The sequence below is a fragment of the Agrobacterium sp. ST15.13.015 genome (genome assembly GCF_027871645.1).
Classification (GTDB): Bacteria; Pseudomonadota; Alphaproteobacteria; order Rhizobiales; family Rhizobiaceae; genus Agrobacterium; species Agrobacterium leguminum.
Genome location: NZ_JAQAHF010000031.1, coordinates 1 through 22,444 on the forward strand (window position 1 = coordinate 1; position 22,444 = coordinate 22,444).

Sequence of the window (22,444 nt, forward strand, 5' to 3'; positions counted from 1 at the left end):
CCGCACGGTGTTGCTCCTCTTTCGTGTCCGAGATCGTCGCCAAACGCTCGAATACGAGTAGAATCAACACCGTGCGCCATGTCCACCAAATTTAAACCGGACAGCAGTGGGCTTGTCCCGAGGATCTGCAACGTGTTGATTTTGTTCAACATGATTAGATCCCCGGCACAGGGTCGAGAATGACGTCGCGCGCGAGGTTTCGATCGTGCGCTAATCTGCCGCTCTGTGGCCAGCGAGTATCTTGCTTAGCGTCGCCGCATCTTCCCCAAACTGGCCGATGTCATCGCCCCTGACGAATTCCAGCATCGCATAGGACGGTTTCGTCCATTCGCTCTCCGGCAATGCATCCACACACGCCCGCCAATAATCCGCGCGTTCGTGAAGCGGCAGGCGGCTGGTGTCGGCGAGCCAGGCGAAGACGTGGAGATGGCAGATGCGTGGGCCGAGTGCGGATATTTCCGCGAGTGCGTCTTCCAGCGGCAGGCCGGGGGCGGGTTGCCAGTAGAAAAACAGGTTGGGCATCGGCAAATCCTGCATGAGTTGCAGGGCCGAGGGCAGGGTGTCCGTCAGTGAGTTGGGGTGATATTCGAGGCCGATTGTGATGCCATGGTCGTGCGCCCGGCGGGCGATTGTCGCCAGCGCTTCCGTTGCCGCGCGGCGTTCTCCGGGGGAGTAATCGGCAGATGGGCGTTTGCGGCTGCCGGGCCAGATGCGGATATGGCCGGTTCCGAGGGCCTTTGCGGTTTCGAGCACGGCGGTCACATCTTCCGGCGCAAAATCCGGCGCAAAGATATAGGAGCCGTAAGAGGAGACGGAGAGGCCGGCTTGCGCCGTCCGCGCCGCAACATCCCTTGCATTTTCGAGATCGCCGGGCGGTACATGGATATCCGCACCCCATTCGATGGACCTGATGCCGTTTGCGGCGGCAAGCTCGATGACGGCCTGTGGCGACAGGGAGCGAAAGGTGACGGAGCAGAGGCCCGGCTCGAAAAATCTCATGCGATCAGTTCCAGATGTTCCGGCCGCACCTGTTGTTGCAGAGGTGCCGCGTGGCAGAAGCGTTCGATTTCGGCAATCGCCATGTCGCCGAGCCTTGCGCGTTCAAGCCCGGTGGCGCCGGCGATATGCGGCGTGAGGAAGACGTTCGGCAGGCTGTAAAAGGGTGAATCCGGCGGCGGCACTTCCGGGTCGGTCACGTCGATGACGGCTTCGATGCGTCCGGTTTTCAGTTCGGCCAGAAGCGCGTTTTCATCCACCAGTGCGCCGCGCGCCGTATTGATCAGGGTCGCGCCGTCCTTCATGCGCGCAAGCGCTGCCGCGCCGATCATATGCCGCGTCTGCGGCAGGGAGGGTGCATGCAGCGAAATGACATCGCTCACCGCCATCAGCTCCTCGAGCGACACAAGCTGCACGCCGAGCTTTTCCGCCTCCGCAGCGCTTAGAAGCGGATCGAAAAGGATGAGGTTGAGATCGAAGGGCTGCAACAGATTGATGACGCGACGTCCGATGCGCGATGCGCCGACGATGCCGACCGTCAGGCCGAGATTGCCGATGGCCTGCGCCTGCAATCGCTCGACAGGGGCGCGGTCGCGATGCTCCAGATAAAGGCGTCGGAAGCCGAAGGTGCGCTTGCCGGCGAGCAGGATCATCGCCAGAGAAAATTCGGCGACCGGCTGTGCATTCGCCTCCGCCGCGCTGCACACGGTAACGCCACGATCGAACACCGCTTGCGACAGGAAATATTTGACCGTGCCGGCGGCATGGGAAATCAGCCTGAGGCGCGGCATCAGCGCCAGCTCGCGCGCGCCGATATCCGGACAGCCCCAGCCGGTCAGAAGAATGTCCGTCCGCGCCAGCTGCTCCTTCACTGCGGGATCGTGGAAATCGCAGATCCGCCCCGTGTCGAGAATATGGACGCTCTGCGACAGCCTTTCGAGCGCCTGCGGTGTCAGCACATGCTGGGTTCGCTCCGGGTCCATGGCAAGGCTGAGACGCGGAAGCGGGCTCGTCATTGCGGCTCTCCCGTTGCCGCCATGCTGCTGACCGGAACGCCCCGTTCCGTAAACAGGCGGTCGAGCGCCTCCATATCCGGAAGTGCCGGAGCTGTCGCCAACGCTGTTTCGCTTTCTGGCCCGGTCACCCCAGCAAAGACCGCGCAGGCAAGCAGGGTTTCGCCCGCCGGAATCTCGCCCCGCAGTTGCGGCACCGTGGTCTTGGCATTGATGAGATTGGTGTTGGGCAGCGCCTTCAGCGCCACGCCGTGGCGGGTTATGCTGGAGCCGAGATCGACAATGGCGGATATGTCTGTGCCGCAATCGGCGGTCGCCCGGCCGGTCTCTTCGTGCACGGCATCGCGGTCGCCATCGTTGCGATTGATCGCGAAGCCGCCTTCCGTCACCGAAAGCGGGCGGGCAGAGGTGATCCGGTGCAGCCTGATATGCCAGCCGCCAGCCGCAACCAGCGTCGTTTCAACCGCCACATCCGGGAACGGCTTCCATGTCGCCAGCAGGCTTTCCCCGGCCAGCAGAACCTTCTCGTTGGTTTCGCGCACGCGGTAATGCAGGCCGTCTTCGGAGAAGGCCAGCATATTGTCGAAACCGTTGGTCCTGAAACCGCGCTCATCCACTTCGACGCCGAAACCGTAACGGGAGGAATAGGCGAATTTGGCATATTTCTCCGGCCCGCCGCGCATGGAGAGGTTTTCCTGCCCGCTGGAAAGCGCCGTGACATTGCCGCTGGTCCGCATCATCACCATGCCGGGGTGAATGAGTGGCTTTGGTTTTGCGGATGTTTCGGGCTGCTTTTCCTCCGCCTGCCAAAAGGGGTGGCTTTCCGGCAGGGCGAGCGGCAGGAAGGCTTTAAAGGCCCAATAGGGCGAGCCCGCCGAATTATAGCTTTCCGACATGGTGAGCTGCGGATAGGCGTAGCCGATGGAAAGCACGCCGTCACGGTCGGCAATCGGCTTTTTCGCGCACCAGCGCAGATGTTGCAGATAAAGCCCCTTGATTTCGCCCCAGGGCAGCGCCTCCTCATCGGCAAAAGCGAGACCCGCCCAGAAGCCGCCGCAGGCGAAGCGGTAAGTCATGGAGCGGCCGAAGGCGAGCGTGCCGCCATCCTCATCGAACCAGCTGGCGAAATCGCCGGCGAAGAGGCGCGCCCGCTCCCGGTAGCGTGCGGCGTAGGCATCGTCAGGCTTGCTGAGTTTCGCGTAGATCAGGCCGTAAAAATGCATGGCGAAGGCGATGTAATGGTCGATGCGGCGGTAATTACCGTCGCGATACCAGCCGTCGGCGATATAGAATTCGTCCAGTTCCTTCTGGAATGTTTCGGTCAGGCTGCGGTCGAAATCGATGCCGAGATGATCCAGCGCCATATCGACCATCACCCGGAAAAACTTCCAGTTATTGTCGGCGTAATTGCGCTCGCGCGCCGTCAGCAGATAACGGCGCACATTGTCTTTCTGTGTGTTGGAGAGCGGTTTCCACAGGTGCTGAGGCGCAAGCCTCAGCGCAAAACCGAGGGCTGCAAGCTCCACCAGCCGCTGATCCCTTTGGCGCACGTCGCCCCAATATTCGGGATGGGAAGGGTCGGTGCCGTTGGCTATTCCCCGCGCCAGAAGCGGCCAGTGGTCGAAATGATCGCCGCTCAGCGCAAGCGGTGCGATGCCCCAGAGCGGCCGGGCGAAACCTTCCAGATCGGCCGCCGCCCGGTCGAAATGCGCGGCGGCGCCGCTGAGCGTCACTCTTGCGCCGCCCGGCGAAAAATAGGGAAGAAGCGGCGCAAAACTCTCATCCAGCGCCCGCCGGACATCGGCGCGGCTTTTGAGCGGATTGCCGTGCAGCGGATTGAATCTGGCCATGGTGGGCTTACTCATGGTGTCATGCATCGCGTGCCGCCTTTCCCGTCTTTTTCGCCTTGCCGGCCGTCTGTCCTTCCACCAGCTGCACACCGAGCTGCACCTGGCGAGCATTGGCGGAAGGTTCCGTCAGCCGGCGGCGCATCAGTTCCACCGCCTCTCGGGCGATTTCTCGACGGTCGACGCGGATCGTGCTGAGACGGGGGGTGGAGAGTTCGGCAAATGGCAGGTCGTCGAAGCCGATAATGGAAAGATCGTCCGGCACGGCGAGGCCAAGCTCCTGCGCTGCCCCCAGCGCGCCGAGCGCAATCGCATCATTCATGCAGAAAATGCCGGTGAGTTCAGGGTTTTTGGCCAATAGCTGGCGAACCGCGTCGCCCGCCTGTCCGAAGCCGCTATCCGCCGTCGAAAGCAGAAACTCCTCATAGGTCGTTCCCTCTTCCTCGAGGATCGTGTGGCGGAAGCCGCGCATACGTTCCCTGATGGTGTGGCGATGATGCGGGCCGATATAGGCGACCTTGCGGTGGCCGAGTTCCAGCAGCCGCCGCGCCGCCAGCGCGCCGCCGTAAAAATTGGAAGGCGAGACGCAGTCCAGCATCATCGAAGGATCGGCGCTGTTGACCAGAACCGGTTGCAGCACACCCTGCGTGATGCGGTGGATGATTTCATCCTCGGGATCGAGGCCGATGGCGAGAAGGCCGTCCATCTCGCAGACCCGCTGGGTCAGCGCATCATCCACCTGTTTCTGGTGCAAAAGCCGGATGTCGAGTTCGAAACCATCGGTCTGGGCAAGGCTGCGCAGCATGTCGAAAATATCGTGATAAAAAGCGCCGATATCGCCGGTCGCCCTTTCGGCGGACATGAGTGCGAGGATTTTCTTGCCCTCCAGCGGCACGCCGCCGGTCTGGTTTACGACCGGTCGCAACGGATAACCGAGCTCCGCCGCCACCCCCAGAACCTTGGTCTGGATCGACGCGCTGATACCTTTCTCTCCCGCAAGAACGCGCGAGACGGTGCTGATGGAAACGCCGGCGCGCTGGGCGATATCCGACTGGCGCGGGCGGCTGATGTCGGGCGTATCGTTCATATCGTCTCCTGCGCTTGCAAAAAAATCTAATATGATGCAAATATTGCAAACAAAGAAAATTTGCAAGAATTTAAGTAGTCAGTGAAAAATTTGCAAAACGCGGGAGGAGCAGATGCAAACTATCGACAGACGTGGATTTTTGGTGACGGCGGCGCTGGCCGGTCTCGGCGTGGCGGCGGGTGGTTTTCGCGCGGCCGCGGCTGAGACCCGGCTTCGCTGCGTATGGTGGGGATCGGCCGACCGCAGCAAGCGCACCAACGACGTGATCGCCCTTTACCAGAAGGCAAACCCGCAGACGGAGATCAGCGGCGAAATGATCGCCGGTTCCGATTACTGGACCAAGCTTGCGACATCGATGGCGGGGCGCAACGTCGCCGATATCTTCCAGCTCGAACCTTCCACCATTGCCGATTATTCCGGCCGTGGCGCCTGCATGGAGCTGGACCAGTTCGTCGGCAAGTCGCTCGATCTTTCCACCTTCGGCAAAAGCGAGGTCGATCTCTGCCGCATCGACGGCAAGCTTTACGGCGTCGGCCTCGGGCTGAATTCCTTCTGCATGATGTATGATGCTGACACGCTGAAGGAAGCCGGCGTTTCCGTGCCGCAGGACCAGATCACCTGGAAGGCGCTCTCGGAACTGGCGCGCGATTTCAAGAAGAACGGTCCGGCAAAACGGAACTATTGGGCGGTGCCCTATGGCGCGCGTTATCATTATGTTTTCGATGTCTGGCTGCGCCAGCGCGGCAAGCTGCTGTTTCAGGACGGCACCATTGGCTTCAACAAGGAAGATGCGAAGGAATGGTTCGCCTATTGGGAAGACCTGCGCGAGAATAAGCTCTGCGTTTCCGCCGATATCCAGACACGCGACGACAATACCATCGAATCCAACGCCCTGACGCTCGGCAATTCGGCTATCGGCTTTGCCTATTCCAACCAGCTTGTCGGTTATCAGAAGCTCAATAAACAAACGCTGTCCATCGGCATGCTGCCGGGCGAGGGGCCGGGCAAGCCGACCGGGCATTATTACCGGCCGGGCCTCATCTGGTCCATTTCGTCCACCTCGACCAATGCGGAAGCGGCGGCGAAATTCATCAACTTCTTCGTCAACGATCTGGAAGCAGGCAAGGTGCTCGGCGTCGAGCGTGGCGTGCCGCCGGCCAAGGTCGTGCGTGAGGCCCTGTTGCCAAGTCTCAACGAGACCGAGCGCAAGACGGTGGATTATATCGAAAGCCTGTCGGGCAAGCTCGATTCCTATCCGGAACCCGCGCCGATCGGCGCCAACGAGTTCGACCGCGGCGTGATGCGCCCCATCGCCGATTCGCTCGCCTTCGGCCGCGCCAGCGTGGATGAAGCGGCGCAAAACCTCGTCGACACCGGCACGCGGACCCTGCGCAAGCGCGGCTGACGACGAAACGGGCACCGCCACGCGGCGTCGAGACCGTGTGGCGGTGCTCTTTTTTGTGAAGTGACAGGGGTGGATGGCGTTTCACGCCTTTCAAAAGCGTCCGCATGACAAACAGCACTGGACAAGTGCATGGCATTTAAGCCAGAAATTCTGATCTGGATCGATAAATCTGAAGATTAGAATATGGCGCCCAATTTCCTCCTCGTTGATGCTGAAAAAGAATTTGATGTCCTGAAAGCGGCGGCGTCGCTGATCCGCGTGCAGATATTGAAGCTGCTGCATGAAGCGAGCGGCCTCAACGTCAACGAAATTGCGCAGAGGCTGGAGCTCCCCCAGTCCACCGTTTCCGCCGGCGTGGCCGTTCTCGAGGAGGCGGGGCTGCTGCGAACCGAAACGCGCAAGGCGCGCAAGGGCAACCAGAAAATATGCTTTGCCACCTGCGACGAACTCATTGTTTCCTTCCGCAAACCCGAGGCGCCGGTCGCATCAAATTACATCGCGGTCGCCATGCCGCTCGGTCTTTACACCCAAAGTTCGGTAACCGCGCCCTGCGGTATCTGCTCGCCGGAGGGCATCATCGGCCTGCTCGATGTGCCCGATACATTCATGGATCCGGACCGCATGAAGGCGGCGCTGTTGTGGTTGACCTCCGGCTTCGTGGAATATCAATTTCCCAATAATGCCAAGATTCAGGGGCGGGAAGTCGAGGAAATCGAGTTTTCGATGGAGGTCAGCTCTGAAGTGCCGGGAACGCACAGCAACTGGCCGTCCGATATTACGCTATCCGTCAACGGCCGGGAAATCGGGGTCTGGACCTCACCCGGCGACTTCGGCGACAAGCGCGGTGCGTTTACGCCGGACTGGTGGAAGCTCTCCGGTTCCCAATATGGCATGCTCAAGACCTGGCGCATCACCGCGCAGGGAACCTATGTCGACGGAACCCGGATTTCGGATGTGACGCTGGCGGATATCGATCTGACCAGCCACCGTTCCATCCGCCTGCGCATCGAGGTCAAGGCCGATGCAAAACATCCGGGCGGGCTGAATATTTTTGGCCGCGGCTTCGGGAATTACGATCAGGACATCGTTCTGCGCCTGCGCACCGCAGGCTGATCCAGCCAATTTTCAAAAGTATGATTTTCGCGGTTGACAGGCGCGGATTCCCTCGGCAACTATATTATCAAATATGGTTCATATCATATTTTGAGATATAAATGCGCAGGGGAGGAGAGCCTTATGAAAGCGCGGGTTTCAGTCCACCGGGACTTCCGGATTGGGCGTATCGACGATCGTCTTTATTCCGCCTTCATCGAACATATGGGGCGTGCCATCTATGGCGGCATCTATGAGCCCGGCCATCCGCAGGCGGACGCGAATGGCTTCCGCAGGGACGTTCTGAAATTCGTGCAAGACCTGAAAATTCCGGCCATCCGTTATCCCGGCGGCAACTTCGTTTCCGCCTATCGCTGGGAAGACGGCATTGGGCCGCGCGACCAGCGCCCCATTCGTCTCGATCTCGCATGGCGCTCCAGGGAAACCAACCAGATCGGCATCAACGAATTCGCCGACTGGGCGCAGATGGCCGGCATCGAGATGATGCTCGCCGTCAATCTCGGTTCCCGTGGTCTGGATGATGCCCGCAATTTCCTCGAATATGTGAATTTTCCGGGCGGCACCACGCTCAGCGATCTGCGCCGCAGCCACGGCGCGGAAAAGCCCCACGGCGTGAAAATGTGGTGCCTCGGCAACGAAATGGACGGTCCCTGGCAGATCGGTCACAAGACGGCGGTGGAATATGGCCGGCTGGCCAATGAAACCGCCAAGGCCTTCAAGGGTTTCGATCCGACGATTGAGGCGATTGTCTGCGGCAGCTCCAATGACGGCATGCCGACCTATCCCGAATGGGAGCGCGAGGTGCTGGAGGAGTGCTATGAGAATGTCGACCACATCTCGCTGCACAAATATTTCGGCAATAACAGCCGCGACACGCTGAATTATTTCGGCAAGATCGAGGAAACCGGGCGCTATATCCAGACGATCGCCGGCGTCATCGATTACGTGAAGGCCAAGAAGCGCGCCAAGAACGAGGTTTCCATCTGCTTCGACGAATGGAACGTCTGGTATCATATCCGCGAAGAAGACGGCAAACGCATCAAGAGCTGGGACTGGCCGGAAGCGCCCGCACTTCTGGAAGAGACATACAACTTCGAAGATGCGCTTTTTGTCGCCGGCCTGCTCAATGAGTTCATTCGCCGTTCGGACCGCGTGCGCATCGCCTGCATCGCCCAGCTCGTCAATGTCATCGCCCCCATCCGGGCGGAAAAGAACGGGCCTGCATGGCGGCAGACGATCTATTATCCCTATCAGTTCGCCTCGCTTTATGGCCGGGGCGTCGCGCTGAACGTCGCCGTCGATTGCCCGACTTACGATTGCAACGCGGCCGACGACGTCAAATATCTCGATGTTGCCGGTGTTTACGACGAGGCGGAAGGCGTCGTGACGCTGTTCGTGCTCAACCGCCATCTGACAGAGGCGGCGGAGATCGATGTCAGCCTCACCGGCTATTCATCCGCCACTCTCAGCCTGCATCTTGCCATGGCGGGATATGATCTGCGCCTCGGCAACGGGCCGGATCAGCCGGATCGCGTTGTGCCGGTGCCGGGCAGCGGCGTCGCCGTGGAGGACGGGGCGCTGAAGGGTTCGGTGCCGGCGCTGTCCTATCATGTGCTGCGGCTGAAGGTTCAGTGAGGCGGCCATGGGTGTCCGTCTCAACAATGTCGCCAAGTCCTTCGGATCCTTCGCGGCGATCCGGGATGTTTCGATGGAAATTCCAGCCGGCAGCTTCGCGGTCTTCGTGGGGCCTTCCGGCTGCGGAAAATCCACCCTGTTGCGCATGATCGCCGGCCTTGAGGAAACCAGCGGCGGGCGCATCGCCATCGATGAGCGTGATGTCACCGCGGTCGAACCGGCGGATCGCGGGGTTGCGATGGTGTTCCAGAACTATGCGCTCTATCCGCATCTGACGGTGTTCGAGAACATGGCGTTCAGCCTGCGTCTTGCCCGCCGACCGAAGGCGGAAGTGACGGAGAGGGTGGGCGAGGCCGCGCGAATCCTCCAGCTTGAGGAGCATCTGCACAAACGGCCCTCGCAGCTTTCCGGCGGCCAGAGGCAGCGCGTGGCCATCGGCCGGGCCATCGTGCGGCAGCCGAAGGTTTTCCTGTTCGATGAGCCGCTGTCCAATCTGGACGCCGAACTGCGTGTGCAGATGCGGCTGGAACTGACCCGGCTTCACCGCAAGCTGGGCGCGACGATGATCTATGTCACGCATGACCAGGTGGAAGCCATGACGCTTGCGGACAGGATTTTCGTGCTGAAGGGCGGCATCGTGCAGCAGGCGGGGGCACCGCTTACCCTTTACGACGATCCGGACAATCGTTTCGTGGCCGGGTTTATCGGATCGCCCGCGATGAACTTCCTGCGGGCCGATATCGTCTCCCAGGTGGATGGCATCGTGACGCTCGCGCCCGAGGGTGGGGCGGGGCATTTCAGGGCCCGGCTTGCCCAGTCCGTTTCCCCCGGCCAGCGGGTCGAGATCGGAATTCGGCCGGAGCATCTGACGATTACGGAACAGGGCGCCTTGCCGGTCGTCGTCGAGGTCGCGGAAGAGCTTGGCGATCTTTCCTACCTCTATACCCGCACCGGATCCGGGAAGGAAATCATCGTGCAGCGGCAGGGCACGCGGGAAAGGCTGGATGGCCGGTCGGTATCGCTTATCGCCTCGCCCGACCATGTCCTTGTCTTCGACGATAACGGCAGACGGTTGCGATAGGCGCGAGGAGGCGTCTTTCGAAACAGCAAACCATCCCTCGACGGGATGTTCGATCAAACGGGAGGAGTGAACGATGCGACTGATCAAGACATTGCTTGTTGGTGCGGCTCTGGGTCTCAGCGCCCTGCCGGCTCTCGCGAAGCAGGATATCGTCTGGTGGGACTTTCTGTCGGGCGGTGACGGCGTGCGCATGAAGGCGTTGATCGATGCCTTCAACAAGGAACACCCCGACATCCAGATCAAGGGAACGACGCTCGAATGGGGCGTGCCCTTTTATACCAAGGTGCGCACTGCCTCCGCAGTGGGGGAGGGGCCGGATATCATGACCTATCACCTGTCACGCGCGCCGCTTGGCCTTGAAGAAAAAGTGCTGAGCGAAATCACCGAAAAGGATCTCGAGGATGCGGGGCTGAAGGCTGGAGACTTCTTCAGCGCACCCGTGGATGCAGCCACCCAGAACGGCAAACTCTACGCCGTGCCCTTCGATATCCACGCGCTTGTCCTTTATTACAACGCCGATCTTCTCAAAGGCTCGCCCTATCTCGACGCCGAGGGCAAGCTGACCGGCATCAAGACGATCGAGGATTTCGAGAAGGCGCTGGCCTGGGCGAAGGACAATGGCGTTCAGACGCCGATCACCTATCAATCGGGTGGCGAAGGCGGGGTGTGGCGCGTCTTTTATACGCTGCTGTCGCAACAGGGCGGCGAACTCGTCACTGAAAAAGAGGTTCTGGCCGGCGACAATGCCGAAAAGGCGGCAAAGGCCATCGAGACCATGTCCAGATGGCGGGAAAACGGCTGGGCCCCGGAACAGGCGGAATATGAAGCCTCGGTGGCGCTGTTTTCCGCCGGCAAATCCGCGTTCCAGCTAAACGGCGTCTGGGAAGTTCCGACCTACAAGGATCTGGAAAAGAACGGCAAGCTCGGCTTCAAATGGAGTGCGGTGGAAGTGCCGCCGCTGATGGGCAAGCGCGCCACCTGGGCGGATTCCCATGCTTTCGCCATTCCGAATGAAGGCGATAAAACGGTCTCCGGCGAAAAACGCGCTGCGGTGATGAAGGTGATCGGCTGGATGGAAAAACACGCCATCAGCTGGGCCGATGCCGGGCATATTCCGGCTTACAAGTCCATCACCGAAAGCAGCGAATACAAGGCGATGCAGCCGAATGCCACCTATGCCTCGCTGGCGGAAGCGGCGGTGTTCGATCCGAAGACCACCATAACCGGGGTCGCTTCCCCCGCCTATGACGCCGCTCTCAACGTGATCGCCCCTGCCATTCAGGGCTTCATGAGCAGCACCGACGCCGTGGAGCAGATCAAGGATGAGCTGCAGGGCAAGCTCAAGTAATCGACAGCCTGCCCTCCGGTTTGAGGCCGCAGGGCAGGCTGCAATGCGCAAGCTCCCGGAGACATTCCATGGCAATGATTGAAAACCGGCGCAAGAAATCGCTGATCGCGCTGTCGATGGTGACGCCGTTCGTTCTGGTCTTCACCACCTTCTTTCTTTATCCGCTGATAGAGATGGTGCGCATGAGCTTCACCGATGCGCCGCTGATCGGTGAGGGAAACTGGGTCGGCCTGGAGAATTACGCAAAGCTGCTGGGCGACCGCCTGTTCGTCACCTCGCTCAAGAACAACGGCTATTTCGTGCTTTTGACCGTCGTGCCCACGACCGTCATCGCCCTGATGATCGCTCTCGCCATCAGCCGCCTTTCGGGCGTGAAACAGACGATTGCCATGAGCCTGTTTTTCCTGCCCTATGTGCTGCCGGTTTCGGTCGTCACCGAAATCTGGGCGTGGATGCTCGATCTGCAGTTCGGCATTCTCCAGCCGGTCATATCGCTGCTGGCGGGCAAACCCGTCGCCGTTTTCAAGAACCCCTACTGGGTCATGCCGATGGTCGCCGTCGTCACCATCTGGTGGACGAACGGCTTTAATGTGCTCCTCTTCATTGCCGGGTTGCGGAACATACCGGCCGAGCTTTATGAGGCGGCGGCTCTGGATGGCGCGACGACCTGGCAGCGCTTCCGCCGCGTCACCTGGCCGCTTCTGTGGCCGGTGACGGCGCTGGTGCTGACGCTGCAACTGATCCTGCAACTGAAGATATTCGACCAGATCTATCTCTTAAGCGGCGGCGGGCCGTTCAATTCCAGCTTCGTTCTGCTTCTCAAGGTCTATCGCGAGGCCTTCCAGATGAACAATGGCGGTTATGCGTCTGCCGTCGCGACGGTGCTTTTCCTGCTGATCGTCATCGTTTCCGTTTTCCAGTTCCAGTTGCTGCGCATCCGGAGGAATTCATGAGCCCGATGAGAAAACTCGAGAACCTCGTTCTGACGCTGCTGACTTTTTCGGCGGCCCTCGTCTGGATTTTTCCGCTCTACTGGAGCTTCGTCACCTCGCTTCGCGCCGATGAGAACGTTGCCGGCAACATGTCGCTTTTGCCGGACGAGTTCCGCCTCGGCGCTTATTTTAATGCGATATTCAATACCCGGCTGATGACCTGGTATGTGAACTCCATCGGCGTCGCCGTCATCGTCACAATTTCGGTGCTGTTCATTTCCATGCTCTGCGCCTATGCGCTGTCGCAGATACGCTTTCCGGGCAGGCGGCTGCTTTATGGCATCGTGCTGGCAAGCTTTATGGTGCCGGCGCAAACGCTGGTCGTCACCCAGTTCATCCTGATGAAGAACCTCAACCTCATCAACACCTGGGCGGGCATCATCCTGCCGCAGTTGATCACGCCCATCGTCATCATCGTCTACAAGCAGTTTTTCGACAGCGTGCCGAAGGAGATGCGCGAAGCGGTGGTGCTGGATGGCGGCGGTGAATACACGATCCTGTTCCGGGTCTATCTGCCGCTCAACTGGGGCATCACGACCGCCATGGCGATCGTGACCTTCATTACGGTATGGAACGCCTTCTTCTGGCCCTTCCTCGTGGTCACTTCCGAAAACATGATGACGATCCCGGTCGGCATCACCCAGGTCAACGACGCTTTCGGCGTCGCCTATGCGCGGCTGATGGCCGTCGCCATGCTGGCGGCCCTGCCGGTCATCATCGCCTATGTCATCTTCCAGCGGCGCGTGACGGAGGCGATCATGATTTCGTCGGGTGTGAAGGGGTGAGTGGGCATTGTGCAGGGCGGTCAGTACCTCGTTCTTGAGACTGGAGAGCTGTGGCGCGAAAAATCTCCCTACCGGGAGCGCAATCGGCGCGACGGCGCTTTATTCAGGTGAAAAAACGATTGGCTGGTCGTTGCAGGCCAAGATGGTCGCGCAATGTCGGCCCCTCATAGTCCCTGCGGAACAGCCCGCGCCTTTGCAGTTCCGGCACTACCTTCGTCGTGAAGTCGTCGAGGCCGGCAGGCAGGAAAGGGAAGGTGACATTGAAACCGTCCGAACCCTCTTCATGGAGCCATTGCTCCATCTCGTCAGCGATGGTCTTTGGTGTGCCGACGAAGGCAAGGCCCGCATAACCGCCCAGCCGCTGGGCAAGCTGGCGCACCGTCAGGCCCTCGCTTCGGGCAAGCTCGATCACCCTTTCACGGCTGGATTTGCTGGCGTTCGTTTCCGGAATATCAGGCAGGGGACCATCGGGATCGAAGCCGGAAACATCGTGGCCGAGCGCAATCGAGAGCGAGGCGATTGCGCTGTCATAGTGGACAAGGCTGTCGAGTTTGGCGCGTTTGGCCCTGGCCTCCTCCACGCTGTCGCCGACGAGAACGAAAGCGCCCGGCAGGATGACAATTCCGTCGCGTGAACGGCCAGCGGCGACAGTCCTGTCCTTGACGTCCTTATAAAAAGCCTTGCCCGCCGTAAGCGTGGGGGTTGCGGCGAAAACCACCTCCGCCGTCTCGGCGGCAAGCTGGCGTCCCGGCTCGGAAGCTCCGGCCTGCACGATGACGGGCCAGCCCTGCACCGGGCGCGCGATATTGAGCGGTCCGCGCACGGAAAACTCCGGTCCCTTGTGGTCCAGCACATGCATCTTTTCGGGATCGAAGAACAGCCCGCTGTCGACATCGCGGATAAAGGCGTCGTCGGAAAAGGAATCCCAGAGACCGGTGACGACATCGTAAAATTCCCGAGCGCGGCCATAGCGCTCGGCATGATCCGGCTGTTCCTCGCGGACGAAGTTCCGGGCCGCGTCGGGATTTGACGTAGTGACGATGTTCCAGCCGGCGCGACCGTTGCTGAGGTGATCGAGCGAGGCGAAACGCCGGGCGACGTGATATGGCTCATCGAAGGTGGTGGAGGCGGTGGCGACCAGCCCGATGCGGGAGGTGACGGCGGCGAGCGCCGAAAGCAGGGTAAAGGGCTCGAAGGAGGTGACGGTGTGGCTGCGGCGCAGCGCCTCGGTGGGCATGTTCAGCACCGCCAGATGATCGGCCATGAAGAATGCATCGAACTTCGCAGCCTCAAGCTGTTGTGCGAAGCGCGCCAGATGGGCGAAATTGAAATTCGCATCGGGGAAGGCGCCCGGATAACGCCATGCGCCCGTGTGGAGACTGACGGGCCGCATGAAGGCGCCGAGATGCAGTTTGCGATCATTTGCCATTGGGCTTCACTTTCGTCGATGTTTTGGCTTGCGCGGCGCGTTTGCCGCAGGCAGGCCTTTGCTCGTCGCGACGATATCCCCGCCGGGGGATTGGCGCGGCAAAGACTATTCCGATTATGATTTCCGAACCGAAAGATTTTTGCTGAAATTCTGCATCTGGCGATGATCCCGTGGCGGTAGCCGCTCGGTCATCTTTGAAGTGCAACGGCGCAGTGGCCACGGCAAGACAGTTGACGGTGGATGCTTTCGCTGTCAAGTTTCCATGAAGAAATATATAATATTCAATATATTAAATAGGTTTTCTGATGTGATTTATCCGATTTGATCAGTCATTCGACACCATCGCTTCCGGAGCCGGTGCGGGTGGACTATATCCGAAACCGCACCGGAGGCATCTTACGCGGGCCTAAACCGCCAGCAGTTTCTCGTTGCCGATGCGGGTGGTTTCGACGGCGCCCTCGGTTTCGATCCGTTTTCCCGTGGCCGGATCGAAGAAATGAAGGTGGGCGGCGGGGAGATCGAGGTGGATGCGCTGGCCGGGTTTCACCGAAAGGTCCTCACCGATGGCGGCGGAGAAGGTCTCGCCGGCGATATCGGCATGGACGATGCGGCCGGAGCCCAGTTCTTCGACAAAATCCACAACTGCCGGCACGCCGGCGCCATCCGTGCTGACCACGCACTGTTCCGGGCGGATGCCGACGGTCACGTCGCGGCCGCGCAGTTCCAGCGCGGTTTCGGGGAAGAGCTTTACGGGCGTGCCATGCAGCATCACGGCGGGGGATTCCACTTCCACCCTCGTGTTGAACAGGTTCATGGCAGGCGAGCCGATGAAAGAGGCAACGAAGGTGCTGGCCGGGCGGTGATAGATATCCAGCGGATGGCCGACCTGCTCAACATTGCCCCTGTTCATCACCACCAGCCGGTCGGCCAGCGTCATGGCCTCCACCTGATCGTGGGTGACGAAAATGGAGGTGGCGGAGAGGCGCTGGTGCAGCTTGCGGATTTCCGCGCGCATGGTCACGCGCAGCTTGGCGTCGAGGTTGGAGAGCGGCTCGTCGAAGAGAAACACCGCAGGTTCGCGGATGATGGCGCGGGCCATGGCGACGCGCTGGCGCTGGCCGCCGGAAAGGGCCGCGGGCTTGCGCTCAAGATAATCGGAAAGGCCGACGATCTTTGCGGTCTCCTCGATGCGGCGCTGGCGTTCGGCCTTCGGAACGCCCGCGACCTTCAGCGCATAGCCGATATTGCCGGCCACCGACATATGCGGATAAAGCGCGTAGTTCTGGAAGACCATGGCGCAGCCGCGCTCGCGCGGTTCCAGCGTGTTGACCACCCGCCCGCCAATGGCGATCTCGCCGGAGGTGATGTCCTCCAGACCGGCGATCAAGCGTAGAAGCGTGGATTTGCCGCAGCCCGACGGGCCGAGGATGACGACGAATTCGCCGGAGTCGAAGGTGAGGTCCACGCCGTGCAGGGTGGGCGTCTTGCCATAGGATTTGCGGACCTGACGGATATCGATCTGAGCCATGATGGGAAAACCTTGTTGTTGAAAGCCGCGCTGTTACTTGTCGGACGAGACGAGGCCGCGGACGAACCAGCGTTGCAGGAAGGCCACGACGAGAAGCGGCGGCAGGATGATGATGAGGGAACCGGCCAGCGTGACGTTCCAGTCCGGCGTGCCGTCATCGGCGGGCAGAAGCGCGCGCAGCGACATCATCACCGTCTTGTAGGACGGATCGGTGATCATCAGCAGCGGCCACAGATACTGGTTCCAGGCGTAAACGAACATGATGGTGGTGAGCGCCAGCATGTTGGTGCGCGACAGCGGCAGCAGCATGTCCACGAAGAAACGCGCCGCACCCGAACCGTCCATGCGCGCGGCCTCCGCCAGCTCGTCCGGGATCGTCATGAAGAACTGCCGGTAGAGAAAGGTGCCGGTGGCGGTGGCGATCAGCGGCAGGGTGAGGCCGGCATAGGAGTTCAGCAGGTTCCATTCCAACGTGACCTCGATGCCGAACAGGCCGAGGATGGAGCGGAACGGTTGGAACAGATCGGCGGCGACGGAATAGGTCGGCACCACGCGCACTTCGAGCGGCAGCATCAGGGTGATGAACACCGTCCAGAAGAACAGATGCCTGAGCGGCGAACGGAAGAACACGATGGCGAAGGCGGTGAAGGCCGAGAGGGCCACCTTGCCGACGGTCACCAGCGTCGCCATGATGATACTGTTGAGGAGGGCGTTGCCAAGATTGGCGCGTTGCCAGGCCGCCTGCGCATTGGTGAAGAATTCGCCCTGCGGCATGAAGCTGAAGGGGACGCTGTTGACCTGCTGGACCGACTGGCTGGCGCCGGAAATGACGACGATGAAAGGGCCGATGAGCAGGACGAAGCCGGCCACCATGATCGCATAGGTCAGGGCGTCGGCATAGGGTGTGCGCTGGATCATCGCCGCCTCACTTGTAATGGACTTGCCGCTCGACGAAGCGGAACTGGATGAAGGTGAAGACCATGATGAGGCCGATGAGGACGAGGCTCTGGGCAGAGGCGCCGGAATAGTTCAGCCCCTCGAAGGCCTCGCTGACGATGCGGTAGACCATCACTTCGGTGGCGTGGTTGGGGCCGCCCTCGGTGGTGGAGGCGACGATGCCGAACGTATCGGCGCCGACGAAACCCTCGGTCATCATGATGACGGTGAGGAAGAACAGGGTGGGTGCAAGCAGCGGCACCTGAATGTCGATGGCACGGCGAATGGGCCCGGAACCGTCCATGGCGGCGGCCTCGGTCAGCGAACGCGGCACGGATTGCAGGCCGGCGAACAGGAAGATGAAGGTGTAACCCGCCCATTTCCAGATGAAGATGACGATGACGAGGATGAGCGCGTGCTCGCCATATTTGGCCGGGTTCCAGATATCGGGCCACCAGCCATTCAGCGATGCGGCGATGCCGCGTTCCGGCGACAGGATGAAGCGGAAGGCCATGCCGGCGGCGGGACCGGCAATCGCATAGGGCAGGATATAAAGCACCCGGAAAAAGCCGGAGCCGGGAAGCTGGCGATCGACCGCAAGGGCGAGCACAAGGCCGATGAGGATCGCGAAAAACGGCCCGGCGACCGCAAAGATCAGGCTGGTGAGGATAGACTGCCAATAAAGCGGATCGCCGAAGGTCTCGATGAAATTGGCCAAACCGACGAATTCCGCCTGGCCGCCGAAGGGCGGCTCCAGGGTGAATGCCCAGTTCAGCACCGCCGCGACCGGCCAATAGAAGAACAGAAGGATAAGCAGAAACTGCGGCAGGGCGAAGAGCACAGGCAGCCATGTGCTTTTGAAGACGGTACGCTTTTCCATTGGAGTCCGGCAGAGTTCGAGATTTCGGCGGGCCTGCCCGAACGACTGTCCGGACAGGCCTTTGACGGCGAGGAAAGAACGCTTAGTTCAGCTTGGCGCCTTCATAGGTCTTTTCGAAGCGGCGCAGGCCTGTATTGGCGCGCTCGACGGCCTTGTCGAGTTCAGCCTGGATATCGGCGTTCTGCATGAAGATGGCTTCGAGCGAGGTGGCGACTTCCTTGCGGATCTGCGTGAAACCGCCGAGGCGGATACCGCGGGTATATTCGGAAGGCGGCGTAAAGGTCAGGCTCTCGATGGCCTTTTCGCGGCCCTTATAGGGGGCCTTGTCGTAAAAACCGTTGGCCTTCATGGCGTCGAAGCCGGTCTTGGTGACCGGGATGTAACCGGTAACGGTCGACCACCACTCAACCATGTCGGGCTGGGCGATGAAGTTCAGGAATGCGGCAGCGCCCTTGTATTCGGCTTCCGGACGACCGGCCATGACCCACAGCGAAGCGCCGCCGACCAGCGAGTTGTGGCGTTCGGTGCCCTTCCAGATCGGCAGCATGGCGACGTCCCACTTCACGCCTTCCGGCATGGACTTGCCGACGGTGCCGTGGTTGGCGATGGAAGTCATGAACATCTGGCAGGTCTGCGAGGTGAAGGCCGGCAGGATATCCATGCCGAGCTGCTTGGTCTTGACGACGAACAGCTTCTCGTCCTGCATCTTCTTGAAGAATTTCACGTGGTCGACGAACTTGGTCTTGTTGATCGCAAGTTCCGCGTCCAGACCCTGATAACCGTTGGCCTTGGTGGCGATTGGCTGGTTGTGGATGGCGGAGAACTGCTCCATCAGCATCCATGTGTCGAAGTTAAAGGCGAGCGGGCATTCGAAACCGGCGGCTTTCAGCTTCCTGGAAGCTTCTTCGACCTGTTCCCATGTGTCGGGCTTGAAGGTGATGCCGGCTTTTTCGAAAGCGTCGACATTGTAATAGAACATCGCGGTCGAAGAATTATAGGGGAAGGAGTTCAATTCACCCGAAGCCGTGGCGTAATAATTGGCGATGCCGGGGAAATAATTGTTCCAGTCGATCTTGTAGCCATTGTCGGCCATCAGCTTCTTGGCGGGAACGAAAGCCTTGGACAGCATCATGTCCAGCGTGCCGGCGTCATAAATCTGGGTGATGGCGGGCTGCTTCTTGGCGCGATAGGCGGCAATGGTGTTCTGCAGGGTGGATTCGTAATCGTTCTGCGAGGTGCAGACGATCTCGAATTCGGCTTGGGAGTCGTTGAACTTCTTGCAGGTGTCCTGCACGCGGTCGCCGAGATCGCCGGAAAGACCGTACCAGAATTCGAACTTGGTCTTTTCTGCCTGGGCGGCGGTGGCGCCGAAGGCGGCGGCGATGGCGACGCCGGCCACGAAGGAAGTCAGAGCGGAAGATTTCATGAGTTGAGCCCCGTTGCTGGAATGATGGCCTGCTCGGCAAGGACTTCACGTCCCCGGCACGAAGCCACGGAGGCTCTGCTAACAGCCGTCTTTGACGGATGGCTTACAGTTTGTTGAACGTTTTATGATGACTGGCCGCGCAGCCCATTTTGCGCGGCGAAAAATGGGCGACAAATACGAAAAACCGGCTTTTAAGCTTATTTATCAGGGGCTTCCGGTTTTTGGCCTGCCTCGCTACTTGCTGCTGAACAGCTTTCGCCAGTCAACCGCGACGTGCAGCCTCGATGGCGGCGACGTCGATTTTCTTCATGTCCATCATCGCATCGAAGGCGCGTTTGGCCTCCGCGCCGCCGGCGGCCATGGCTTCCATCAGCACGCGCGGCGTGATCTGCCAGGAAACGCCCCATTTGTCCTTGCACCAGCCGCAGGCGCTTTCCTGCCCGCCATTGCCGACGATGGCGTTCCAGTAACGGTCGGTTTCTTCCTGGTCTTCGGTCGATATCTGGAACGAGAAAGCCTCGCTCTGCTTGAAGACCGGCCCGCCATTGAGGCCGATGCAGGAAACGCCTGCCACGGTGAACTGCACCGTCAGCACATCTCCCTTTTTGCCGGAGGGATAGTCGCTCGGCGCATGGTGAACGCCGGTTACCGCGCTATCCGGAAAGGTTTCGGCATAAAATCTGGCTGCGGCCTCGGCATCCTTGTCGTACCAGATACAGATCGTGTTCTTTTCCATTTGTGTGCTCCTCCCAAATTGAAATCGTCGTCGCGCCGGCGCGGAAATTCGCCGGCCATTGCCGGCTCCCCATTCGGTATAAAATGCGACCATGCGCCGAACGTTCCCAAAAAAGGCGGCGAGAAAAAACCGGCAGGCAACACATTGCACGGTATCTGCAACTTCAGATGATGAACATCAACTTTATCCTTAAATATTATTTAAGAATGTAATCATAATATTCACGAATGATTTTGAATAGGAATCATCCCTTTCCATCGGAGAAACGCGCGTGAGTATTCTTGATCGTGGTGCCAATGCTTTTGCGGTTCTCGCCGCGCTTTCCAAATCCCAGGCCATCATTGAATTCGACCTTTCGGGAAAAATTCTCAACGCCAACGAAAATTTCTGTCGGGCGCTCGGTTATGAGCTTTCGGAAATCGTCGGCAGGCACCACAGCATGTTCGTGGAGCCGGCGGTCGTGTCCTCGCAGGATTACAAGGCCTTCTGGTCCAAGCTCTCGGCCGGCCAGTTCGATCAGCGGCAATATAAGCGCATCGGCAAGGGCGGCCGGGAAGTCTGGATCGAGGCGTCCTACAATCCGGTGTTTCGTCGCGGCAAGCCGGTGAAGGTGGTCAAGATCGCCACCGATATTACCGACCGCAAGCTGAAGGCGGCGGAAGATGCGGGCAAGATCGATGCCCTGTCACGGGCGCAGGCCATCATCGAATTCTCCCCGAACGGCGAGGTTTTGACCGCAAACGAGAATTTTCTGGCCGCGCTCGGTTATTCGCTGGCGGAAGTGCAGGGCAGGCACCATTCCATGTTCTGCGAACCGGCCTATACGCAGTCGTCGCAATATAAGCAGTTCTGGGAAAGGCTGGCCGGCGGCGATCTCGTGGCGGATGAGTTCATGCGGCTTGGCAAGGGCGGCCGCAAGGTCTTCATTCAGGCGTCCTATAACCCGATCTTCGATCTCAACGGCAAGGTGTTCAAGGTCGTCAAATTCGCGACCGACGTGACCGGCCGCGTCGAAAATGTCGAAAAGCTGGCGCAATGTCTCACCGATCTGGCCGAGGGCGATCTTGCCCAGAGCATCGACAAACCCTTCATCCCCTCGCTTGAAAGATTGCGCACGGATTTCAACGCGGCTTCGGAAAAGCTGAAAAGGGCCATGACGCTGGTGTCTGAAAATGCCGGCGCCATTTCTTCCGGTTCCAACGAGATCAGGTCCGCTGCCGACGATCTCGCCAGACGCACGGAGCAGCAGGCCGCCTCCATCGAGGAAACGGCAGCCGCGCTCGAAGAAATCACCACCGCCGTCAACGATTCGAGCCGTCGCGCCGAAGAGGCCGGCAAGATCGTCGCCCGTGCCCGTGACCATGCGGAACATTCGGGACAGGTGGTGCGCGATGCGATCGGCGCCATGGACCAGATCGAAAAATCATCACGCGAGATTTCCAACATTATCGGCGTGATCGACGAAATCGCCTTCCAGACCAATCTTCTGGCATTGAATGCAGGCGTGGAAGCCGCCCGCGCGGGTGAGGCGGGCAAAGGTTTTGCCGTGGTTGCGCAGGAGGTTCGCGAACTCGCGCAGCGTTCCGCAACGGCCGCAAAGGAAATCAAGAGCCTGATCAATGCCTCCGGCGCGCAGGTGGAAAACGGCGTCGGCCTCGTCACCCGGGCGGGTTCGGCCCTGCAGGAAATCGCCGAGCAGGTGCGGGATATCAACACCAATGTCGTGGCGATTGTCGATGCCGCGCGCGAACAGTCCACGGCGCTCGCGGAAATCAATCAGGCGGTCAACACCGTCGATCAGGGCACCCAGCAGAACGCCGCCATGGTCGAGGAACAGACCGCCGCAAGCCACAGCCTTGCGCGGGAAGCGGCGGCCCTGTTCGAACTTCTCGGGCAATTCCGGTTCGAGGACATGGCCCGATCCTCCGCCTCAGCGCGCAGCGGCTTCGAGCAGCAATCCACGCCGGTGAACTCGCATCGCAGCGCACCCCGCCCGCTTGCGGCGCGTGGTTCCGCTGCGGTTGCCGTCAAGCATGAGGAGTGGCAGGACTTTTAGGGTGAGGCCTCAGCAAGCCGAGCCAATCACGCCAACGTCGTCCTCGGGCTTGTCCCACTGCTGTCCGGTTTAAATTTGGTGGACATGGCGCACGGTGTTGATTCTACTCGTATTCGAGCGTTTGGCGACGATCTCGGACACGAAAGAGGAG

Annotated in this window: 19 protein-coding genes; 8 read left to right on the forward strand and 11 right to left on the reverse strand. The window is 60.2% G+C overall.

Annotation, left to right across the window (positions count from 1 at the left end; all coding sequences use genetic code 11):
• Positions 1-210: 210 nt before the first annotated feature.
• From PIB16_RS25960 to PIB16_RS25975, 4 genes are read right to left on the reverse strand one after another with little or no spacing between them, the layout of a single operon-like run.
• Positions 211-999, reverse strand: coding sequence for a sugar phosphate isomerase/epimerase family protein (locus PIB16_RS25960; RefSeq protein WP_271046644.1), 789 nt, complete (start codon positions 997-999; stop codon positions 211-213).
• Positions 996-2,012, reverse strand: coding sequence for a hydroxyacid dehydrogenase (locus PIB16_RS25965; RefSeq protein WP_125146364.1), 1,017 nt, complete (start codon positions 2,010-2,012; stop codon positions 996-998). Before PIB16_RS25965 ends, PIB16_RS25960 begins: the two co-directional genes overlap by 4 nt.
• Entirely contained in the window at positions 2,009-3,886 is a 1,878-nt protein-coding gene (locus PIB16_RS25970; RefSeq protein ID WP_271046645.1) for a DUF2264 domain-containing protein, read from the reverse strand. Before PIB16_RS25970 ends, PIB16_RS25965 begins: the two co-directional genes overlap by 4 nt.
• Positions 3,879-4,943 (reverse strand): LacI family DNA-binding transcriptional regulator, encoded by a 1,065-nt coding sequence (locus tag PIB16_RS25975; protein WP_271046646.1) that lies wholly within the window; start codon positions 4,941-4,943, stop codon positions 3,879-3,881. The genes PIB16_RS25970 and PIB16_RS25975 overlap by 8 nt, the downstream gene beginning before the upstream one ends.
• Before the next feature lie 112 nt (positions 4,944-5,055).
• Here PIB16_RS25975 and PIB16_RS25980 point away from each other — a divergent pair, with 112 nt between their 5' ends.
• From PIB16_RS25980 to PIB16_RS26010, 7 genes are all read left to right on the forward strand, one after another.
• Complete coding sequence (locus tag PIB16_RS25980; protein ID WP_271046647.1) at positions 5,056-6,348, forward strand: ABC transporter substrate-binding protein; 1,293 nt, start codon at positions 5,056-5,058, stop codon at positions 6,346-6,348.
• Between the two features lie 183 nt (positions 6,349-6,531).
• Complete coding sequence (locus PIB16_RS25985; protein ID WP_003520170.1) at positions 6,532-7,461, forward strand: ArsR/SmtB family transcription factor; 930 nt, start codon at positions 6,532-6,534, stop codon at positions 7,459-7,461.
• Between the two features lie 123 nt (positions 7,462-7,584).
• Positions 7,585-9,096, forward strand: a complete 1,512-nt coding sequence (arfA, locus tag PIB16_RS25990) for an arabinosylfuranosidase ArfA (protein ID WP_080854735.1) — start codon at positions 7,585-7,587, stop codon at positions 9,094-9,096.
• A 7-nt stretch (positions 9,097-9,103) separates the two neighbouring features.
• Positions 9,104-10,177: an ABC transporter ATP-binding protein gene (locus tag PIB16_RS25995; protein ID WP_271046648.1), complete on the forward strand. Its 1,074-nt coding sequence runs from the start codon at positions 9,104-9,106 to the stop codon at positions 10,175-10,177.
• Between the two features lie 73 nt (positions 10,178-10,250).
• Positions 10,251-11,525: an extracellular solute-binding protein gene (locus PIB16_RS26000; RefSeq protein ID WP_065656070.1), complete on the forward strand. Its 1,275-nt coding sequence runs from the start codon at positions 10,251-10,253 to the stop codon at positions 11,523-11,525.
• A gap of 68 nt (positions 11,526-11,593) precedes the next feature.
• Positions 11,594-12,478 carry a carbohydrate ABC transporter permease gene (locus tag PIB16_RS26005; protein ID WP_174045045.1) on the forward strand — a complete coding sequence of 295 codons (885 nt, stop codon included), beginning with the start codon at positions 11,594-11,596 and terminating at the stop codon, positions 12,476-12,478.
• On the forward strand, positions 12,475-13,302 hold the full coding sequence (locus tag PIB16_RS26010; RefSeq protein WP_003520165.1) for a carbohydrate ABC transporter permease: 828 nt from the start codon (positions 12,475-12,477) through the stop codon (positions 13,300-13,302). Before PIB16_RS26005 ends, PIB16_RS26010 begins: the two co-directional genes overlap by 4 nt.
• 103 nt (positions 13,303-13,405) lie before the next feature.
• Here the strand turns inward: PIB16_RS26010 and PIB16_RS26015 are convergent, their stop codons facing one another.
• From PIB16_RS26015 to PIB16_RS26045, 7 genes are all read right to left on the reverse strand, one after another.
• Positions 13,406-14,731: an LLM class flavin-dependent oxidoreductase gene (locus PIB16_RS26015; protein ID WP_271046649.1), complete on the reverse strand. Its 1,326-nt coding sequence runs from the start codon at positions 14,729-14,731 to the stop codon at positions 13,406-13,408.
• Complete coding sequence (locus tag PIB16_RS26020; protein ID WP_271046650.1) at positions 14,721-14,987, reverse strand: hypothetical protein; 267 nt, start codon at positions 14,985-14,987, stop codon at positions 14,721-14,723. Before PIB16_RS26020 ends, PIB16_RS26015 begins: the two co-directional genes overlap by 11 nt.
• 150 nt (positions 14,988-15,137) lie before the next feature.
• Complete coding sequence (locus PIB16_RS26025; protein WP_271046651.1) at positions 15,138-16,259, reverse strand: sn-glycerol-3-phosphate import ATP-binding protein UgpC; 1,122 nt, start codon at positions 16,257-16,259, stop codon at positions 15,138-15,140.
• Between the two features lie 33 nt (positions 16,260-16,292).
• Positions 16,293-17,177 (reverse strand): ABC transporter permease subunit, encoded by an 885-nt coding sequence (locus PIB16_RS26030; RefSeq protein WP_065656066.1) that lies wholly within the window; start codon positions 17,175-17,177, stop codon positions 16,293-16,295.
• A gap of 7 nt (positions 17,178-17,184) precedes the next feature.
• On the reverse strand, positions 17,185-18,075 hold the full coding sequence (locus tag PIB16_RS26035) for a carbohydrate ABC transporter permease (protein ID WP_271046652.1): 891 nt from the start codon (positions 18,073-18,075) through the stop codon (positions 17,185-17,187).
• Between the two features lie 82 nt (positions 18,076-18,157).
• Complete coding sequence (locus tag PIB16_RS26040; RefSeq protein WP_065656064.1) at positions 18,158-19,501, reverse strand: extracellular solute-binding protein; 1,344 nt, start codon at positions 19,499-19,501, stop codon at positions 18,158-18,160.
• A gap of 262 nt (positions 19,502-19,763) precedes the next feature.
• Positions 19,764-20,237 carry a VOC family protein gene (locus PIB16_RS26045; protein ID WP_065656063.1) on the reverse strand — a complete coding sequence of 158 codons (474 nt, stop codon included), beginning with the start codon at positions 20,235-20,237 and terminating at the stop codon, positions 19,764-19,766.
• A gap of 271 nt (positions 20,238-20,508) precedes the next feature.
• Here PIB16_RS26045 and PIB16_RS26050 point away from each other — a divergent pair, with 271 nt between their 5' ends.
• On the forward strand, positions 20,509-22,293 hold the full coding sequence (locus tag PIB16_RS26050) for a methyl-accepting chemotaxis protein (protein ID WP_271046653.1): 1,785 nt from the start codon (positions 20,509-20,511) through the stop codon (positions 22,291-22,293).
• Positions 22,294-22,444 lie beyond the last annotated feature (151 nt).

Bases quoted from the DNA above. Each gene is read 5' to 3' on its own strand.
- PIB16_RS25995 (WP_271046648.1), top strand. From the start codon at position 9,104: ATGGGTGTCCGTCTCAACAATGTCGCCAAGTCCTTCGGATCCTTCGCG.
- PIB16_RS26035 (WP_271046652.1), bottom strand. From the start codon at position 18,075: ATGGAAAAGCGTACCGTCTTCAAAAGCACATGGCTGCCTGTGCTCTTC.
- PIB16_RS26000 (WP_065656070.1), top strand. From the start codon at position 10,251: ATGCGACTGATCAAGACATTGCTTGTTGGTGCGGCTCTGGGTCTCAGC.
- PIB16_RS25980 (WP_271046647.1), top strand. From the start codon at position 5,056: ATGCAAACTATCGACAGACGTGGATTTTTGGTGACGGCGGCGCTGGCC.
- PIB16_RS26010 (WP_003520165.1), top strand. From the start codon at position 12,475: ATGAGCCCGATGAGAAAACTCGAGAACCTCGTTCTGACGCTGCTGACT.
- PIB16_RS25975 (WP_271046646.1), bottom strand. From the start codon at position 4,943: ATGAACGATACGCCCGACATCAGCCGCCCGCGCCAGTCGGATATCGCC.
- PIB16_RS26045 (WP_065656063.1), bottom strand. From the start codon at position 20,237: ATGGAAAAGAACACGATCTGTATCTGGTACGACAAGGATGCCGAGGCC.
- PIB16_RS26005 (WP_174045045.1), top strand. From the start codon at position 11,594: ATGGCAATGATTGAAAACCGGCGCAAGAAATCGCTGATCGCGCTGTCG.
- arfA (WP_080854735.1), top strand. From the start codon at position 7,585: ATGAAAGCGCGGGTTTCAGTCCACCGGGACTTCCGGATTGGGCGTATC.
- PIB16_RS26015 (WP_271046649.1), bottom strand. From the start codon at position 14,731: ATGGCAAATGATCGCAAACTGCATCTCGGCGCCTTCATGCGGCCCGTC.
- PIB16_RS26030 (WP_065656066.1), bottom strand. From the start codon at position 17,177: ATGATCCAGCGCACACCCTATGCCGACGCCCTGACCTATGCGATCATG.
- PIB16_RS26040 (WP_065656064.1), bottom strand. From the start codon at position 19,501: ATGAAATCTTCCGCTCTGACTTCCTTCGTGGCCGGCGTCGCCATCGCC.
- PIB16_RS26025 (WP_271046651.1), bottom strand. From the start codon at position 16,259: ATGGCTCAGATCGATATCCGTCAGGTCCGCAAATCCTATGGCAAGACG.
- PIB16_RS25970 (WP_271046645.1), bottom strand. From the start codon at position 3,886: ATGCATGACACCATGAGTAAGCCCACCATGGCCAGATTCAATCCGCTG.
- PIB16_RS25960 (WP_271046644.1), bottom strand. From the start codon at position 999: ATGAGATTTTTCGAGCCGGGCCTCTGCTCCGTCACCTTTCGCTCCCTG.
- PIB16_RS25965 (WP_125146364.1), bottom strand. From the start codon at position 2,012: ATGACGAGCCCGCTTCCGCGTCTCAGCCTTGCCATGGACCCGGAGCGA.
- PIB16_RS25985 (WP_003520170.1), top strand. From the start codon at position 6,532: ATGGCGCCCAATTTCCTCCTCGTTGATGCTGAAAAAGAATTTGATGTC.